19 protein-coding genes are annotated in these 16,571 nt (G+C 69.8%); 9 read left to right on the forward strand and 10 right to left on the reverse strand.

Annotated features, from left to right (window positions below):
- Positions 1-105: 105 nt before the first annotated feature.
- Genes BGP17_RS06995 through BGP17_RS07005 form a run of 3 tightly spaced genes read right to left on the reverse strand, consistent with a single transcriptional unit; the run spans position 106 to position 1,600 of the window.
- Complete coding sequence (locus BGP17_RS06995) at positions 106-576, reverse strand: DUF1178 family protein (RefSeq protein ID WP_286711478.1); 471 nt, start codon at positions 574-576, stop codon at positions 106-108.
- A gap of 15 nt (positions 577-591) precedes the next feature.
- Positions 592-849, reverse strand: coding sequence for a glutaredoxin 3 (grxC, locus tag BGP17_RS07000; RefSeq protein ID WP_286711479.1), 258 nt, complete (start codon positions 847-849; stop codon positions 592-594).
- Between the two features lie 34 nt (positions 850-883).
- A complete protein-coding gene (locus BGP17_RS07005; RefSeq protein ID WP_286711480.1) occupies positions 884-1,600 on the reverse strand; it encodes a ComF family protein in 717 nt (238 codons plus the stop codon).
- 72 nt (positions 1,601-1,672) lie between these two features.
- On the opposite strand from BGP17_RS07005, the gene BGP17_RS07010 reads away from it, so the two are divergent.
- Positions 1,673-2,518 (forward strand): methyltransferase domain-containing protein, encoded by an 846-nt coding sequence (locus BGP17_RS07010; protein WP_286711579.1) that lies wholly within the window; start codon positions 1,673-1,675, stop codon positions 2,516-2,518.
- A 226-nt stretch (positions 2,519-2,744) separates the two neighbouring features.
- Positions 2,745-4,268: an FAD-dependent monooxygenase gene (locus BGP17_RS07015; RefSeq protein WP_286711481.1), complete on the forward strand. Its 1,524-nt coding sequence runs from the start codon at positions 2,745-2,747 to the stop codon at positions 4,266-4,268.
- Here BGP17_RS07015 and BGP17_RS07020 read toward each other — a convergent pair.
- Complete coding sequence (locus BGP17_RS07020) at positions 4,265-4,699, reverse strand: (deoxy)nucleoside triphosphate pyrophosphohydrolase (protein WP_286711482.1); 435 nt, start codon at positions 4,697-4,699, stop codon at positions 4,265-4,267. The two genes, BGP17_RS07015 and BGP17_RS07020, sit on opposite strands and share 4 nt — an antisense overlap.
- A 94-nt stretch (positions 4,700-4,793) precedes the next feature.
- Between BGP17_RS07020 and BGP17_RS07025 the strand changes: the two genes are divergently transcribed.
- The 3 genes from BGP17_RS07025 to BGP17_RS07035 all read left to right on the forward strand — a co-directional run bounded on the left by BGP17_RS07025 (position 4,794) and on the right by BGP17_RS07035 (position 5,815).
- On the forward strand, positions 4,794-4,949 hold the full coding sequence (locus BGP17_RS07025) for a Flp family type IVb pilin (RefSeq protein ID WP_286711483.1): 156 nt from the start codon (positions 4,794-4,796) through the stop codon (positions 4,947-4,949).
- A gap of 131 nt (positions 4,950-5,080) precedes the next feature.
- Entirely contained in the window at positions 5,081-5,248 is a 168-nt protein-coding gene (locus tag BGP17_RS07030; protein ID WP_086128950.1) for a Flp family type IVb pilin, read from the forward strand.
- Positions 5,249-5,662: 414 nt separating this feature from the next.
- The gene (locus BGP17_RS07035; RefSeq protein WP_167298228.1) at positions 5,663-5,815 is read left to right on the forward strand and encodes a hypothetical protein; all 153 of its coding nucleotides are present in this window, start codon (positions 5,663-5,665) and stop codon (positions 5,813-5,815) included.
- Positions 5,816-5,817: 2 nt separating this feature from the next.
- Here the strand turns inward: BGP17_RS07035 and BGP17_RS07040 are convergent, their stop codons facing one another.
- From BGP17_RS07040 to BGP17_RS07060, 5 genes are all read right to left on the reverse strand, one after another.
- A complete protein-coding gene (locus BGP17_RS07040; RefSeq protein WP_167298227.1) occupies positions 5,818-6,765 on the reverse strand; it encodes an acetyl-CoA carboxylase carboxyltransferase subunit alpha in 948 nt (315 codons plus the stop codon).
- A 72-nt stretch (positions 6,766-6,837) separates the two neighbouring features.
- Entirely contained in the window at positions 6,838-6,966 is a 129-nt protein-coding gene (locus tag BGP17_RS07045) for a hypothetical protein (RefSeq protein ID WP_286711484.1), read from the reverse strand.
- Positions 6,963-7,871 carry a tyrosine-type recombinase/integrase gene (locus BGP17_RS07050; RefSeq protein WP_286711485.1) on the reverse strand — a complete coding sequence of 303 codons (909 nt, stop codon included), beginning with the start codon at positions 7,869-7,871 and terminating at the stop codon, positions 6,963-6,965. The genes BGP17_RS07045 and BGP17_RS07050 overlap by 4 nt, the downstream gene beginning before the upstream one ends.
- Positions 7,868-9,685, reverse strand: a complete 1,818-nt coding sequence (locus BGP17_RS07055; protein WP_208413384.1) for a hypothetical protein — start codon at positions 9,683-9,685, stop codon at positions 7,868-7,870. Before BGP17_RS07055 ends, BGP17_RS07050 begins: the two co-directional genes overlap by 4 nt.
- Positions 9,666-9,803, reverse strand: coding sequence for a hypothetical protein (locus BGP17_RS07060; protein WP_167298226.1), 138 nt, complete (start codon positions 9,801-9,803; stop codon positions 9,666-9,668). The genes BGP17_RS07055 and BGP17_RS07060 overlap by 20 nt, the downstream gene beginning before the upstream one ends.
- 75 nt (positions 9,804-9,878) lie before the next feature.
- On the opposite strand from BGP17_RS07060, the gene BGP17_RS07065 reads away from it, so the two are divergent.
- Positions 9,879-10,418: a shikimate kinase gene (locus BGP17_RS07065; protein WP_167298225.1), complete on the forward strand. Its 540-nt coding sequence runs from the start codon at positions 9,879-9,881 to the stop codon at positions 10,416-10,418.
- Positions 10,415-11,503: a 3-dehydroquinate synthase gene (aroB, locus tag BGP17_RS07070; protein ID WP_286711486.1), complete on the forward strand. Its 1,089-nt coding sequence runs from the start codon at positions 10,415-10,417 to the stop codon at positions 11,501-11,503. The genes BGP17_RS07065 and aroB overlap by 4 nt, the downstream gene beginning before the upstream one ends.
- A gap of 3 nt (positions 11,504-11,506) precedes the next feature.
- Here the strand turns inward: aroB and BGP17_RS07075 are convergent, their stop codons facing one another.
- Positions 11,507-13,441, reverse strand: a complete 1,935-nt coding sequence (locus BGP17_RS07075; protein WP_167298223.1) for a TonB-dependent siderophore receptor — start codon at positions 13,439-13,441, stop codon at positions 11,507-11,509.
- Positions 13,442-13,574: 133 nt separating this feature from the next.
- Here BGP17_RS07075 and BGP17_RS07080 point away from each other — a divergent pair, with 133 nt between their 5' ends.
- Both BGP17_RS07080 and BGP17_RS07085 read left to right on the forward strand, forming a co-directional pair.
- Entirely contained in the window at positions 13,575-14,423 is an 849-nt protein-coding gene (locus BGP17_RS07080) for a LytTR family DNA-binding domain-containing protein (RefSeq protein WP_286711487.1), read from the forward strand.
- Between the two features lie 103 nt (positions 14,424-14,526).
- Complete coding sequence (locus BGP17_RS07085) at positions 14,527-16,542, forward strand: hybrid sensor histidine kinase/response regulator (protein ID WP_380926184.1); 2,016 nt, start codon at positions 14,527-14,529, stop codon at positions 16,540-16,542.
- Positions 16,543-16,571: the final 29 nt, after the last annotated feature.

Consider the following 16,571-nt stretch of genomic DNA (forward strand, 5'->3'; position numbering starts at 1 on the left):
TCGAACTCCCGACCTGCGGTTTAGGAAACCGTTGCTCTGTCCTGCTGAGCTACCGGGGCACAATTGGGTTTCGGAGGCGCGTCGTATCGGGCCCCGCGCGGCCGGTCAATTGCACGCTTCGGGCGGGACCACCGGCAGCGGCAGCGGGGCGACGGGGACGCCTTCCTCGATCAGCGCCTCGGCTTCGGCGCGGGAGGCCTGGCCGTGGATCGGAGCGGCGGGCGCCTCGCCCAGATGCATTGCGCGCGCCTTGTCGGCAAAGGCGGTGCCGACCCATTGCGAGCCCTCGAGCAACTTCGCCTGCGCGCCCGCCAGCGCAGCCATCGCGGCCTTGAGCATCTCGGGCGGAAGTGCCGGTTGCCCCGGTGCGGCCGGCGCGGATGCCGGCGCTGGCATCGGCACCCGATTGCCCTTGGCGCCGACATTGGGCGCCATCACTGCCTTGGCGACTTCCGCGCTCCCGCACATCGGGCAGGCGACCAGCCCGGCGGCGCGCTGGCCTTCATAGGCCGCGCTCGATCCGAACCATGCCTCGAAGACATGACCGGCACCGCATTTGAGGTCGAAGACGATCATGGCCGCCCGATCGCGTCAGGCAGCGAGCAGCGGATCGAGCCCGCCGCGCGCGTCGAGCGCCGCCAGGTCGTCGGATCCGCCGATATGCTTGCCGGCAATGAAGATCTGGGGGACGGTCGTGCGGCCCTCGGCGCGATCGACCATCTCGGCGCGGCGCGGGCCGCCCATCGAGATGTCGATCTCCTCATATTCCGCGTGCTTGCCGTCGAGCAGCGCCTTGGCGCGGTAGCAATAAGGGCAGAACGCCTTGGTATAGATTTCGATCTTGGGCATTGCGGAATACACCTGTGGTCGTGCCGGGCGCTTGTCAATCCGCACCCTCTCCGTCTGCCAGAACGCGCGCCCAGCACAGAAGGATCACCCGCGCCGCGCCGCCGCGCTTGAGCGCCCGGACACAGGCATCGGCAGTGGCACCGCTGGTATGGACGTCGTCGACCAGCACTATCGTTCTGCCGGCAAGGCGCGCGCGGGCATCCGGCGCGAGCGCGAAGGCACCGGCGACCGCCCTTGCGCGGGCCGCCCCGCCGAGGCCGCGCAGCACCGGCGTGGCCCTTGTCCGGCGCAGCAGATCGGGCGCGAACGGCACGCCATGCGCACGGGAGAGGGAGGCGGCGATCAGCCCGGCCTGGTTATAGCCGCGCGCCCAGAGCCGCCAGCGATGGAGCGGCACCGGGACCAGCAGTTCGGCCTCTGCCGGCATCATCCGGGCCATGGCGCGCGCCATGGTGGCGGCACAGGCGAGCCGTCCCGAATATTTGAGCTTGAGCGCGATCGCCCGCGCCACCTCGCCATAGGCGACTGCGGCGCGGACGCCGTCATGCCGCGGCGGATCGGCGATACAGGCGGCACAGCGTGCGCCTTCGCCCCGGTCGTGATCGAAGGGTGCGTGGCAGGCGGCGCACCAGGGTGGGCCGAGAAAACGGAGGCTGGCCCAGCAAGCGGCACAGAAGCGGTGGTCCGCCGGCGTGATCGTGCCGCAGCCCGGGCAACGCGGCGGCAGCGCGAGATCCGCGATGTGGCGCATGGGAGCGCAATAGTCGCGGAACCGGGCCATGCCCGCCTTGTCCCCGGCGGCGCGGCGGCGCACAAGCGCGCCATGCCCCATAATGGACCCAGCGATTCCTCCGAGATTTTCGACCGCGCCCTGCGCCGCAAGCGCCGGGACCGCGCCGCCCGCCGCTATGAGGGGTTCGTGCGCGAGCACATGCTCGAAGGGATCCAGGACCGGCTTGCGGCGGTGACGCGCGCGTTCGGCGACGTGCTCGACCTGGGCAGCTTCGGCGGCGGCTTCGCGCTGCCGGGCGCGCGCATCACCCGGATCGATGCCGGCGCGCGTTTCGCAACGATGGCGGGCGGCATCCAGGCCGATGAGGACCGCCACCCCTTTCCCGAGGCGAGCTTCGACCTGGTCGTGAGCGTGGGCGTGCTCGATCAGATCAACGACGTGCCGGGTGCGCTCGCCCTTGCGCGCCGGGCGCTCCGGCCTGACGGACTGTTCCTCGGCGCATTCCTGGGCGCCGGCACGCTGGCGACTCTGCGCGGCGCCTTCCTCAAGGCCGAAGCGGAGCGGCCGGCCGCGCGCTTCCACCCGCAGATCGACGTGCGCGCCGCCGGGGACCTGCTCACCCGTGCCGGCTTCGCGCTGCCGGTCGCCGATGTCGAGACGCTGACGGTGCGCTATGGCAGCATGTTCTCGCTGCTCCGCGACCTGCGCGGCATGGCGGCGACCAACCTGCTGCCCGGCACGCCGCCCCTCACGCGCGATACGCTAGCCCGGGCCGCCGAGGCCTTTGCCGAGCGCGCCGATCCGGACGGCAGGACGGCGGAACGCTTCGAGATCGTCTACCTGACCGGCTGGGCACCGGACGAATCGCAGCCCAGGCCGGCCCGGCGCGGCAGCGCGACGACGAGCCTGGCCGAGGCCTTGCGCCCGAAGCAATGAGCGCGGTTGCAGTTTCGCGGCCAAGGCGCTAAGGGCGCCCGCGTCGGAAAAGGCAGACTTGGTTTGGTAAGCCCAAGTCCTTTCGGTAACGAAAGCTCTGGTCTTTGGCCTCGTGCCCGGGATCCCCACGACGAACATCGGACGCCACCGGGCGCTCCGCGGTTCGTCCGTGTGGTTCTCAAGCGCGAGAAACGCTCCGGTCGAACCATCGACTTGGGAGCAGTACATGCCGCACCGCCATATCGCCCTTCATGATGCCATCATTGCCGGAGCCGGGCCCGTCGGCCTGTTCCTCGCCTGCGAGCTGCGCCTGGCCGGCCTGTCCGTCCTGGTGCTGGAGCAGGCGGAGGACCCGCATTCTCCGCTGAAGCAGCTCCCCTTCGGGATGCGCGGCTTGTCGGCGCCGACGCTCGAGGCGCTCTATCGGCGCGGCCTGCTGGACGATGTCGTCGCCGCGCAGCGCGCCGATGCCGCCTCCCCCGCCGCCGCGCATTGGGCGCAGCAGCCGCGCCGGCCGGCGGGGCATTTCGCCGGCATCCAATTCTATCAGGACGATGTCGACCCGGCGGCCTGGCCCTGGCATCTACCAAGTCCCGCCGGCACCGGCATGGCGGTGACGCTGGAGGCGTTCGAGACCGTATTGGCGGCACGGGCAAGCGCGATGGGCGTTTGCATCCGGCGCGGCTGCAGCGTCGAGGGACTTGCTCCGTCCGAGGATGAAGTGGCGGTCCATGCCGGCGGCGAGACGTTCCGTACGCGCTGGCTCATCGGCTGCGATGGCGGGCGCAGCGCGGTGCGCAAGGCCGCCGGCTTCGACTTCGCCGGCACCGATCCCGAGTTCACGGGCTATTCGGTGGAAGTCGAAATGGCCGATCCGGAAGCGCTGCCGCCCGGCCGGCACTATACTGCGGCCGGCATGTACACCTATGCGCTGCCGGGCACGATCGCGATGGTCGATTTCGACGGAGGCGCCTTCCACCGCACCCGGCCCATCACGCGCGAACATGTGGAAGCGGTGCTGCGCCGCGTGACCGGCACGACGGTGACGCTGCGCGCGCTTCGGCTCGCCACCAGCTGGACGGACCGCGCCCATCAGGCGACCGCCTATCGCAAGGGGCGCATACTGCTCGCGGGCGACGCCGCGCACATCCATTCGCCGCTGGGCGGGCAAGGACTCAACCTCGGGATCGGCGACGCGATGAACCTGGGTTGGAAACTGGCCGCCACGATCCGGGGCACGGCGCCCGCCGGCCTGCTCGACAGCTACGAGGCCGAGCGCCGCCCGGTGGGCGCGCAGGTGCTCGACTGGTCGCGGGCGCAAGTGGCCCTCATGCGGCCCTCCCCCGGCACCCGCGCACTTGCGGCCATCGTCCGCGACCTGACCGCGACCCGCGACGGCGCCACCTATTTCGCCGAGCGGGTATCCGGCGTCTCGCTGCGCTACGCGCTGGGCGGCGCGCACCCGCTGACCGGCCGAAGCCTTCCGGACTTCGCGCTCGTCGACGGGCGGCGGGCCGGCGAACTGCTGCGCGGGAGCGCGGGCCTGTTGCTGGACTTCGATGCGCGCCCATCGCTGCGCGCGGTGGCGGCGCGCTGGGATGGGCGGATCGGCTATGCGGCATGCGATGCGCGGGAGCGGCTCGGCCTGAGCGCAGTGCTGGTGCGGCCCGACGGCGTCGTCGCCTGGGCGAGCGAAGACACGCCGGACGAGAGCGAGGCGGCGCGGGCCGCGGAGCGATGGTTCGGCTAGGCCGTCCCGGGCGCGCTCGCGACGCTACCCACCCCTGCCAGCGCCTCCACCAGCGGCACGTCGGCCGGCGGCATCGCCATTCCCCGCATCTCCGCCGGCGTCACCCAGCGCAGCGCGGTCGCGTGATGGGCCGCCGGTTCGCCCTCCCATGCCCGCAGCGTGTAGAGCAGCAACAGCAGGTGCCGCCCTTCCAATGGCTCGCTGGCAAAGGCAAGCGGCTTCAGGCCGGACGGGTCGAGCGAGATCCCCAGCTCCTCGTGGAGCTCGCGCGCCAGCGCCGCTTCGGGGCGTTCGCCGGGCTCGACCTTGCCGCCCGGAAACTCCCAGAGGCCCGCCATCGGCTTGCCCGGCGGGCGCTGCTGGAGGAGCACGCGGCCGCGATCATCGATCAGGGCGGCCGCCACGACGAACAACATATCGGAAGCGATCATCAGCTTTTCGTTAAGCCTCTTCGGCTAGATTGTTGCCATCATTGGAGAAGAAGCGCCCACAATGCGAGCCCTTGTACGAGCGATCCGCGATGTGATGCATGACCGCCGCGCAGCGACCGCAGTGGAATATGGCTTCATCCTCGCGCTCATCGTCATCGCAATGATGGCCAGCCTGATGAGCGTTGCCAACACCACCACGGACATGTGGAGCAACGTCACCAACAAGGTGCAGGCAGCCACGCAATCCTGATCTTGGTTACGGAATCGTAACACTCGGTCTTAGCCGTTTCTTTACTTCCCCTCCGTAGTTTCAAGGTGCCGAACCGGAGTCTCCGGTGAGGCCGGGTGAATGAAGCAATCCTTGAACACTGGAGACCGGTTATGCAGAAGATTCGCAACTTCCTGAAGAATTCGAAGGGTGCGACCGCCATCGAGTACGGCCTGATCGCCGCTCTGATCGCCGTCGCCGCGATTGCCGCCATGCAGGGCCTCGGCAACTCGCTGAAGTCGACCTTCACCAACGTTTCGGCGAGCATGAAGGTCTCGTAAGCCTTCTGCCGAAGCGAACGAAAACGGGCGGCGGAACCTCGGTTCCGCCGCTCTTTTCTTGCTAGAAGAGCCTCACATAAGCTCGGGCGCGCGTTCGCGCTTGCGAACCCCGACGGGTTCGAGGCCGCCACCTTCGGGCGCACCCCGGTAGAGTTCCTGAACCAGAGCCTCGCATAAGCTCGGGCGCGCGTTCGCGCTTGCGAACCCTGACGGGTTCGAGGCCTCCACCTTCGGGCGCAGCACCCTGGTAGACTTCCTGAACCAGAGCCTCGCATAAGCTCGGGCGCGCGTTCGCGCTTGCGAACCCCGACGGGTTCGGGGCCGCCACCTTCGGGCGCACCCCGGTAGATTTCCTGAACCCCGGCAAACGGGCCGCTTCACCCGGCGTACAGCCGACTCCCCTATAAGGAAGGAATGAAGCAGCTTTCCTCCAAAAAGGCAGTGACGGCGATCGAGGTCGCGGTGGTCGCGTTCCTGGCGCTCTGCGCGGTGCTGGCGGTCGTCCAGGGCCTGGGCATGATCGGCGCGAGCATGGCCGCCGCCGAGCACATCGCCCCGGTCCGCTAGCGTCAGATCCGGCCCATCGCCAGGAACTTGGCACGGCGGGCCTGGCGCAGGCTCTCGGGCGACATGCCGTCGAGCTTCTTCAGCGATTCCTCGATCGCATCCCCCAGCGCATGGATGGCTGCCCCGGGCTCGCGGTGCGCGCCGCCCAGCGGCTCGCTGACGATCCGGTCGATCACCTTCAGCTCCTTCAGATGCTGCGCGGTGACCTTCATCGCCTCCGCCGCCTCGGCCGCCTTGTCGGCGGTGCGCCACAGGATCGAGGCGCAGCCTTCGGGCGAGATCACCGAATAGACCGCATGCTCCATCATCAGCACGGTGTTGCCCGCGGCGAGCGCGATCGCGCCGCCCGAGCCGCCCTCGCCCAGGATCGACGCGACCAGCGGCACGCCCAGGTTGAGGCATGCCTCGGTCGAACGGGCGATCGCCTCGGCCTGGCCGCGCTCCTCGGCCTGCACGCCCGGAAAGGCGCCCGAAGTGTCGACCAGGGTGATCACCGGCAGATGGAACTTGTCGGCAAGCGCCATCAGGCGAATGGCCTTGCGATAGCCCTCCGGCTTGCCCATGCCGAAATTATGCTTGAGCCGGCTGGCGGTGTCGTCGCCCTTCTCATGGCCGATCACCATCACGCGGCGCCCGCGGAAGCGGCCCAGGCCGCCCTGGATCGCATTGTCGTCGGCAAAGGCGCGGTCGCCGCCCAGCGGCATGAACTCCTCGATCAGCCCGGCGACATAATGCTTGAAGTGCGGGCGCTCGGGGTGGCGGGCGACCTGGGTCTTCTGCCACGGCGTGAGCCTGGCATAGGTGTCCTTGAGGAGTTTCTCGGCCTTGGCCTGGAGCGGAGCGATCTCCGCATCGATGTCGACGGCGCCGCCCTCTGCGGTCTGGCGCAGTTCGTCGATGCGAGTCTGAAGCTCGGCGATCGGCTTCTCGAAGTCGAGGAAAGTGGTCATCGCTGCGCGGGCTAACCTTGTAGGCTGCCCGCGTCAACGAGGGCGGCGCGGCAAGGGCGCACGGGCCGTGCTTCAGCTGATCGCCAGCATGTCCCGTTCAACCCGCCGCCATCGGCCGTGGGCGCCGCGCTTGTACACGATCGCAGAGACGCTGCCGCCGAGCAGTACCGCGCAAGCCAGCGGGCCGGTCAGTCGCATCATTGGCCTCGTTTCCCCAGCGCCTCGCCCAGAGGATGCCGCTGGTTGACCAGTTCGACCAGCCGGCGGCTGTCGACATGGGTGTAGATCTCGGTCGTCGCGATGTCCGCATGCCCGAGCATCGCCTGCAGCGCCCGCAGATCGGCGCCGCCCTCGAGCAGATGCGTGGCGAAGGCGTGGCGCAGGACATGGGGACTCACCCGGTCGGGCGGGATGCCCGCCTCCCCCGCCAATGCGCGCACGAGCTGATAGAGCCGGACGCGCGACAAATGCCCCTTGCCCGAAGGGAAGAGGAACGGCCGATCGGCCGCGACATGCGTGCGCCAGGCGGCGACGGCGGCGCGGGCGCGGTCCGAGATCGGCACGAGCCGCTCGCGCCCGCCCTTGCCCTTGAGGATCAGATAGGGCCGGTCCGGCGACACGGCATTGCGAGAAAGCGACACCAGTTCGGTGGCGCGCAGGCCCGAGCCGTAGAGCAGCTCGATCAGCGCCAGCAGCCGCAAGTCGTTGGGATCGGGCGGCACCCGGGCGATGCGATCGGCGATCGCGGCGAACATCCGGTCGACATCCTCGATGCTGAGCACCTTGGGCAATGCCCGGGCGGTGCCGGGGCGCGGCAACGCGGCCGAGGGATCGTCCCGGCGCAGGCCCTCATCGGCAAGAAAGGCATAGAAGCGGCGCAGTGCCGCCGATTTGCGGGCAACGGTGGCGCGCGCGAGCGGCTGCCACTCGGCGCCGAGCCGCTCCAGCTCCGGCCGTTCCGCGCCCCCGAGCCCGCCACCGAGGAACTCCGAGGCGAGGCGCAGGTCGGTGCCATAGGCGGCAACGGTGTTGGCGGCGGCGCCCATCTCCGCCTGCATCATCTCGAGGAAGCGCTCGATCAGCGCCCGATCTTCGGAGGCGCTCAAGCCGACCGCGTGACCGCCTCCACGGCGATCATCCGCGCATAGCTGGTCATTCCCGCCGCGCGCATCGCCGCGACGATGTGGAACAGCGCCTCGGGAGTCACATTGTCCCAGACGCGCGACTGCATGCCGACTGCGGCGAGCAGCGCGACCATCGCCGAATCGCCGCGCCGGCCGGCGGCGTCGATCGCACGGGTCCAGTCGTTCTGCGCACCGATCTGCACTTCGAGCGCCTGGGCCCCGCGGCGCGCGTCGCTGCTCTCGAAACGGCCGAGGCCGGCGAGGCCGGCAAAGGCCAGCTGCGCGCGGCGCTGGCCGGCGGCATCCTTGAACGCATCGAAATCGCCATAGGCGACCGGCCCCTGCGCCCCCGGATCGCCAAGCGCGAGCAGGCCCCATGCGACGCTGCCGCGCGGCACCACCTGGCGCCACTCCATCGCCTTCGATTCATAGCCGGCGGAAAGCATCGAGGCGATCAGCTTCTCGGGCTCCTCCACCTTGGCGTCGGCCGGGATCCAGGAGGCTGCGCGCGCGGTGAGGATCAGCCGGGCATATTGGGTGCGCGGCGTGCTGGCCTCGGCCCAGAGCGTGCGGATCGCCTTGATCCGGTCCCCCACGTCACCGTCGGTATAGGCGGTGCGCAAGTCGCGGGCGACGCCGCCCTCGGTGGTGTTCGCATCATCGCCCTCCGCGATCTCGCTGTAGAGATCGACGAGGCCGGCACTGGAGAAGACGCCGGCAGTGGCGGCCAGCTCGGCGGCGGCGGCGCGCTGGCGCGGCGAAAGCTGCGGGGCAAGCGCCTGCCAATAGCGGACCTGCGGGCCGGCGGTGCCATAAAGCGAAGCGGGGACTTCCTGGCCAGTCGCAGTGGCGAGGCCCCAGCGCCAGGCGGTCAGCCGAGTGATGCCGCCCCATTCGAGCGTGACCGCGCGGCGCCCCTGCGCGCCGGTGCCGAGCACCTTCTCGGCCAGAAGATTGTCGATATCGCTGGCCGGCGTGCCGCCGCGCGCCTGGTCGAGCAACTGGCCCGCCTCGTTGGGCTTGCCGGCGAGCCCGGCGCACATCGCCCGGGCGAGCGCCCAGCCGCGCTGCTGGATATATTGATTGCCGCGCTCGGCGATCGGGCAGATGCCGCCCGGATCGGCGGTAGCGAGCGAAACCTGCATCGCCACCTGGAGCAGGCGAGTCGTGTAATTGTCGCCATCGACGTCGTTCACCACGGCGCGCGCGGCATTGGCCTCGCCCATGCGCAGCAGCAGCCAGGCGCGTTCGGCGGCGAAATCGGCGCCGTTGACGTGCCGCGGCGTGTCGAGCGGCGACATCAGCGCGCGGCGGAGCGCGATCGACGCCCAGCGCGAGGCCACCGGCGCGCGCAGGCGCTGCATCAGCACCGCGAGGGTGCGGCCGTCGGCATTGCCGAAGCCCTTGGCGGGGAACGGCGTATTGCCCGCGGCGAGCACGCCGACGCGGTTCAGCGAATGTTTTGCGAAGTCGGGCAGTTCGTAGCGCGAGAGATCGACCGGGCCGGTGGCCGCCACTTCCTCGGCCGCGCTGACATTGGAGAGCGACGTGTCGCCGCCAGGCATGGGTACGCTCGGGATCGGCGCGGTGCCGGACGCGCCGGGAGCCGTCGCGGCGGGCGCCGTTGCGGACGGAGCAGGCGCGGGACGCGGCGCCGGCGTGGGCGCCGGCTCGTCGAAGCCCGGCGGCAGCAGCGATTCGGGCTTGTCCTGCTGCCCCAGCGCAGGCACCGCAGCGCCGGCCAGCAGCAACGCCCCGAGGGCGATGTGGCGGCGCTTAATTCGCGAGATTGTCAAGCGGGACCACCTTCTCCATGCGCACCGGCTCCTTCTTCGTCTCGCGGCCCGCGAGGAAGAAGAGGCCGCCAACCAGGACGACGAGAATGACGATCAGCGCAACGATCAAGCGGGACATGAAAACGGGTCCGGAAATTGTGACTTCGCGGGCCTTTTGCCCGAGACCCGCCCTCGCTGTATAGCCCTTCCGAACATGTTACAAACGCAGGCAGCGAATACCGCGTGGACGGGCAAGGCCATCGTCCTGATCGGCCTCATGGGTGCGGGCAAGACCACGGTCGGCCGGCGCCTGGCGCAGCGCATGCGCCTGCCCTTCGTCGATGCCGATCACGAGATCGAGGCAGCCGCCGGCATGACCGTGGCCGACATCTTCGAGCGTTTCGGCGAAGCGCATTTCCGCGACGGGGAGCGCCGGGTGATCGCCCGGCTGGTCGATGGCGCTCCCAAGATCATCGCCACGGGCGGCGGCGCGTTCATGAACGAGAGCACGCGCGCGCTGATCCTCGAACATGCGATCGCGGTGTGGCTCGATGCCGAACCGGCGGTGCTGGCCGACCGGGTCCGCCGCCGCGACACCCGCCCCCTGCTGCGCGGGCGCGACCCCGAGGCGGTGCTCGCCGAGCTCGCCGCGATCCGCAATCCCTATTACGCGCTTGCGCCGATCCGGGTGCCCAGCATAGCAGCGCCGCACGACACCACCGTCGACGCGATCCTGAAGGCCCTGCACCCGTGACAATCGTTCCCGTCGCGCTTGGCGACCGCAGCTATGACATCCGCATCGAAGCGGGGCTCCTCGGCCGCGCCGACGAAGCGCTCGCCCCCTTCGACAAGGGTCGACGCCGCGTCGTCGTGACCGACCGGAACCTCCTGCCGCACCTCGCCACGCTGCAGGCTAGCCTGGGCGCGAGCGAGGCGATCGTCCTGCCGCCCGGCGAAGGCACGAAGAGCTGGGGGCAGCTCGAAGCGTTGCTCGACCGGCTGCTCGAACTGGGCGTCGAGCGCGGCGACCATGTGATCGCCCTCGGCGGCGGGGTGATCGGCGACCTCGTCGGTTTCGCCACTTCGGTGCTCAAGCGCGGCTGCGGCTTCGTCCAGATCCCCACCACCCTGCTCGCCCAGGTCGACAGCTCGGTGGGCGGCAAGACCGCGATCAATACGCGCGCCGGCAAGAACCTGGTCGGCACCTTCCACCAGCCGGCCGCGGTGCTGATCGACCCGCGGGTGCTCGACACGCTGCCGGCCCGCGACCTGCGCGCCGGCTATGCCGAAGTGGTGAAATACGGGCTGATCGACGATTTCGCCTTTTTCGAATGGTGCGAGGCCAATGCCGCCGCGCTGCTCGCGGGCGACCCGGCCGCGCGCGAACATGCCATCGCCCATTCGGTGGCGGCCAAGGCGCGGATCGTCGCGGCCGACGAGCGCGAGACCAGCGGCATGCGCGCGCTGCTCAACCTCGGCCACACCTTCGGCCATGCGCTGGAGGCCGAGGCCGGCTTCTCCGACCGGCTGCTGCACGGCGAGGGCGTGGCTGCGGGCATGGCGCTCGCCTTCGGCTTCTCCGCCGCCAAGGGCATCTGCCCCGGCCAGGAAGCGGAAAGGGTTGCCGCGCACCTGGCTGCTGCGGGCCTGCCCAATGGGCTGAAGGCGGCGGGGATCACCGCCTCCGGTGCGCGGCTCGTGGAGCATATGCTCCACGACAAGAAGATGAGTGGGGGCGCCCTGCCCTTCCTGCTCGCGCGCGGGATCGGGCAGACATATCTCGACAGGAATGTCGACCTTGGCGAGGTGGCGGCATTCCTCGACGCCCAGCCCCGCTAGGCCCTAGAGCGCACTCGTCAGCGTCAAGGTCAGCGTGCGCGGAGCGATCGGCGTGATCAGCCCCGAACTGGCCGGGTTCCAGGCGAAGCGATCGGTCAGGTTGGTCACGCGCGCGCGCAGCGTCACCGGATGGCCGCCAACCGCGAAGGCCTGGCGGAGCCCCAGGTTGAACAGCGCATAGCCGGGCAGCGCGACGCTGTTCTCGCGATCGGCATAGCGCGCGCCGCGGACGTTCACGCCGCCATCCACCGTCAGCCCCTCCACGCCGGGCACGCGCCAGGTGAGGTTGGCGAGCGCGGTCACGCGCGGCCGGCCGATCGGGCGGACGCCGATCACGCCGCGATCCACCAGCTCGCCGTCGATCCTGGCATCGAGCCAGGTCGCGCCCAGCACCGCATTCAGCCGCGACGTGAGCGGCCCGGCCAGCGACAGCTCCACGCCGCGATGGCGCACCGTGCCGACGAAATCGAACGCGCCCGCGGCATCGATCCCGGGCGTCGGCTTGGACAGGTCGAACAGGCCGGCGATCAGCGTCGGCCCGCCGGCAAAGCCGTATTTCAGCCCCAGCTCGGCCTGGCGCGAGATGGCGGCGGGAAGCACGGCGCCGCGATTGCTGGCATTGGCGGGCGCCACGCCCGCTTCCTCCAGCCCGCGCGCATAGCTGGCAAAGCCGGTGAGCCGGGAAGTGATCCCCACCGACAGCGCGCCGCCATAGAGCCAGGGCCGGGTCGTCTGCTCGGTCACCGTGCCGTCGAGTGCCCGGACGCGCTTGGCATATTCGACCCGTTGCGCGTCCAGGCGCAGTTCCGCCAGCGAGCCGATCGACAGGCGATAGCCAAGGCCGCCGGTCCATTGCCCGACATCGTCGCGCTTGCGGGCCGTGCCGAGCGCGACCGCAGGCCGGGCGATACGCGGCCGGTCGTTCACATCGGCATAGGTGCCGAGCGCAAAGGGCACGCCGGGATCGCTCTCCACCATCGAATCCCGCCGGCGGGCCATGGCGATGATGCGGTGGGTGAGATTTCCCGTGACGAACTGCTTGGCCGCGGTGACTTCGGCCGAGATCGAGTGGCGCGTCTCGGCGCCGAACAACAGGCCGCTCGCCACCGCCTCGCGGCCATTGCCGGTGAAGCGCAGCACGCTGTAGGCGCTGTGGTCATAGGGTAGCGCATTGTAGAACAGCGAGGCGCCGAACCGCCAATCCTTGCCCGCATCCACATCCGCAAAGGCGCCGATCAGGTCGGATTCGTTGCGCGCGTCCATCCAGCTCTGGGTGCGGTTGGTCCAGCGCTTCACTTCGCGCGGCGCGCCGGCCGGATTGGCATAATAGGTATCGCCTTCGCGCGGGAACCAGTTGTGGCTCCACACGCCGGTGATCCGCACGCCCGGCGCCGGCGACCAGCGCGGAACGAGGCCGATCGCAGTGAAGTCGCCGGTCGTGCCGTCGGTATATTGCTGGGCGGGCGTGAGCTGGAGGGCGCCCGCCAACGACCAGCGCCCGTCGGCCGTGCCCGCCGCGCCGCGCAGCATCGCCACCGGCCCCGAACCGCCCCACCAGCCCGCCTCGATCGAAGCGCGCACGCCGGGCGCGGCGCCGGGCATCGTATATTGCACCACGCCGGAGGGAGCGGCGAAATCGGTCCGCAGGCCGTTGGCGCCGACACGGATCGCGGTGCCGCCGTTCAGCGGCTGGAGCATGCCGGCCACGCGGACATAATAATGGTCCTCGATCCGGTAGTTGCCGGCGGCCTGCAGGTCGAACCCGCGCACCTCGCTCTCCGAATAGAGCCCCACTTCCTCGATCCCGATCCGCCGGCCGAACGCATCGTCGGCGGCGCTGACCACATCGCCGCTCGCCGGCGGCTGCGGTGCCCGCACCGTCTGCGCATGGGCGGCGGGCGCCGCCAGAAGCGGCAGGCAGAATATCGAATGACGCATGACACGAACCCTCTTCCCAACCCGGCCGGATTGGCCGGCGCGGCTGCGGCGCGTGGAGCGGGCTGGGACGAATGGATCGCGGGCGTGACGAACGGCAGTTCGCGCGCGCGCGTTCGCGGGCTATCGTGCATGCATGGAAGTGACGGCGCGCGAGTCGATCTGGAACATCAGGATCCCGTTGAGCGCGGCGACCGCGTTCGCGCTGTTCGCCTTCCTGCTCGGCTATGGGATAGGCGGGCTGGAAGCGAATACGGGCAGCTTCGCCGCGGAGCATCCGGACGAGGCACGGCTGGCGCGGCTGCTCGTCTGGGGCGCCATGCTCACCATCGCCTGGGCGAGCCGCAAGCCGATGGAGGAGATATTGCAGGCGCCGAAGCGATCGCCCCTGCTGCTCGGCGCATTCGCCTTCGTGCCGGTAATGCTCACGGAACTGGCCGCATCGCGCTTCGCGATCGCCATTTCTCCCTATCAGCTTTGCGGGCCCAACGGACCGCCGCCGGTACCGGTCGACAATTTCCTGCCCCGCGCGATCGCGCTGGGCTCGACTGCATGGCTGTCGCTGATGGCCTGGAGACGCCACCTCGCCAACCGGCACGATCCCGATGCGGCGGACGCGCCGTTCGCCGAGCAGCCGCCGGCGCCGCCCGCACCGGCGAGCGCCGAACAATGGCTCAGCCTGCCCGAGGCACCCTTCCTGCGCGTGCGCGCCTGCGACGTCGCGCAGATCCGCTCGGCGGGGAACTATAGCGAGATCCTCGCCCATGGCCGCGTGCACCTCGTGCGCGCGCCGCTGTCCGAGCTGGCGGGGCGCTTCGCGGCGTTCGGGTTCATCCGCGTGCATCGTCAGATCGTCGTGAACCAGCACCATGTCTCGCAAATCTTTCGCGAGGCGAGCGGCCGGCTCGCCGTGCAGCTCAGCTGCGGCGCCATCGTCCCGCTCGGCCGCAGCTATCGCACTGCCCTCGCCGCTTTCGCGCAGTGAATCATCCCCAGCTTTTCGGGAGCCGAATGGCGCCTGCCGCGTTGACTTGACGGCGGACGGCGATTTCGTTCGCGCAACGAAACAGACACTCTCCGGGGGACGGATGGCCACCGCGATCTCTCCAGCCACTTCGCTAGCAGCCTTTGGAGAATTGGGCCGACTGACGGCCGCGATCGGCGACGAATCGCCGCTGGGGCCCGCCGCCGGCTGGTCGAACGCGCTCCTCGCCTCGCTGCGCATGATGCTCCCCGCGCGCGCCGAGATCGTGATGTTCTGGGGCCCCGAATTCTGCGCACTCTACAACGAGGCCTATGCACCGACGATCGGCGACAAGCATCCGCGCGCGCTCGGCCAGTCGGCGCTGATATGGTGGGGCGAGCTCTGGGACGATCTCGGCCCGCTGCTCCAGGGCGTGCGCGACACCGGCGAGACCTTCTGGGCCAAGGACCGCCCCTTCTATATCGAGCGCGACCAGGGGCGCGGCGAGACCACCTATTTCGACATCAGCTATTCACCGGTGTTCGACGACGACGGGACGGTGGGCGGCGTGCTGTGCATCGTCAGCGAGACGACGGCCCGCGTGCTCGCCGAACGCGAGGCGATCGCCGATCGCAACCGGCTATGGACGCTGGCGCGCGACCCGTTCCTGATCGCGGACAGCCACGGCGTATGGCGCAACGTCAGCCCCGCCTGGACCGAAATTCTCGGCTGGAACGCCGACGAGCTGGTCGGCCGCACCTCGGAATGGATGGAGCATCCCGACGACCGCAAACGCACCCGCGCGGAGCTGACCGGGCTGCAGCAGGGCGCACCCACCCTGCGCTTCGAGAACCGCTTCCGCGGCAAGGACGGCGACTATCGCTGGTTCAGCTGGACCGCAGTGCCCGAAGGCGACCTGCTCTATTGCGTGGCCCGCGACATCACTGCCGAGCGCCAGGCGGCCGAGGCCCTTGCAGCGGCCGAGGCGGCGCTGCGCCAGTCCCAGAAGATGGAGACGGTGGGCCAGCTGACCGGTGGCGTCGCGCACGATTTCAACAACCTGCTTCAGATCGTCACCGGCAATCTCGACATTCTCCAGCGCAACCTGCCGCCCGAGCAACCGCGGCTGGTGCGCGCAGTCGGCGCGGCGATGAACGGGGCGCAGCGCGCCGCGGTGCTCACCCAGCGCCTGCTGGCATTCTCGCGCCGCCAGCCGCTCGCGCCGAAGCGGATCGATCCGAACCGGCTGATCGCCGGCATGTCCGACCTGCTCCACCGCAGCCTGGGCGAGAGGATCGAAGTGGAGATCGTGCAGGCCGCGCGCGTCTGGCCGGCGGAAGTGGATGCGAACCAGCTGGAGAATGCGCTGCTCAACCTGGCGATCAACGCGCGCGACGCGATGCCGCAGGGCGGCAAGCTGACGATCGAGACTGCAAACACCCATCTCGACAGCCACTATGCCGCGCTCGATGCCGAGGTGGCGCCCGGCCAATATGTGCTGATCTGCGTATCCGACACCGGCACCGGCATGGATGAGGAAACGCTCGCCCATGCCTTCGAGCCCTTCTTCACCACCAAGGAAGTGGGACGCGGCACGGGCCTGGGCCTGTCGATGGTCTATGGCTTCATCAAGCAGTCGGGCGGGCATGTCCGCATCCATTCGGCGTGCGGCGACGGCACGGCCGTGCGGATCTACCTGCCCCGCTTCCACGGCACAGCGCGCGACACGGCGGCCCGTGCCCCGGCCCCCTCCGCACCGCAGGGCAATGTCCATGAGACGATCCTGGTGTGCGAGGACGACGAGAATGTCCGCGCCTATACGGTCGAGGTGCTGCGCGAGCTGGGCTATCGCGTGATCGAGGCGGGGGACGGCCCCACCGCGCTCGCCGCGATCGACGCCGCGCCGGAATCGATCGACCTGCTGTTCACCGACGTCGTGCTTCCCCGCGGCATGACCGGCGCGGTGCTCGCCAGCGAGGCGCATGCGAAGCGGCCGGATCTCAAGATCCTCTTCACGACCGGCTATGCCCGCAACGCGATCGTCCATCACGGCCGGCTCGATCCCGGCGTGCAGCTGCTGCCCAAGCCCTTCACCTATACCGACCTGGCGGCAAAGGTTCGCGAGATGCTCGACCAGTGACTCCCCGTATGAAAGGGAGAGGTGCTGCG

This window comes from Sphingomonas sp. 67-41 (genome assembly GCF_001899725.1).
GTDB lineage: Bacteria > Pseudomonadota > Alphaproteobacteria > Sphingomonadales > Sphingomonadaceae > Sphingomonas > Sphingomonas leidyi.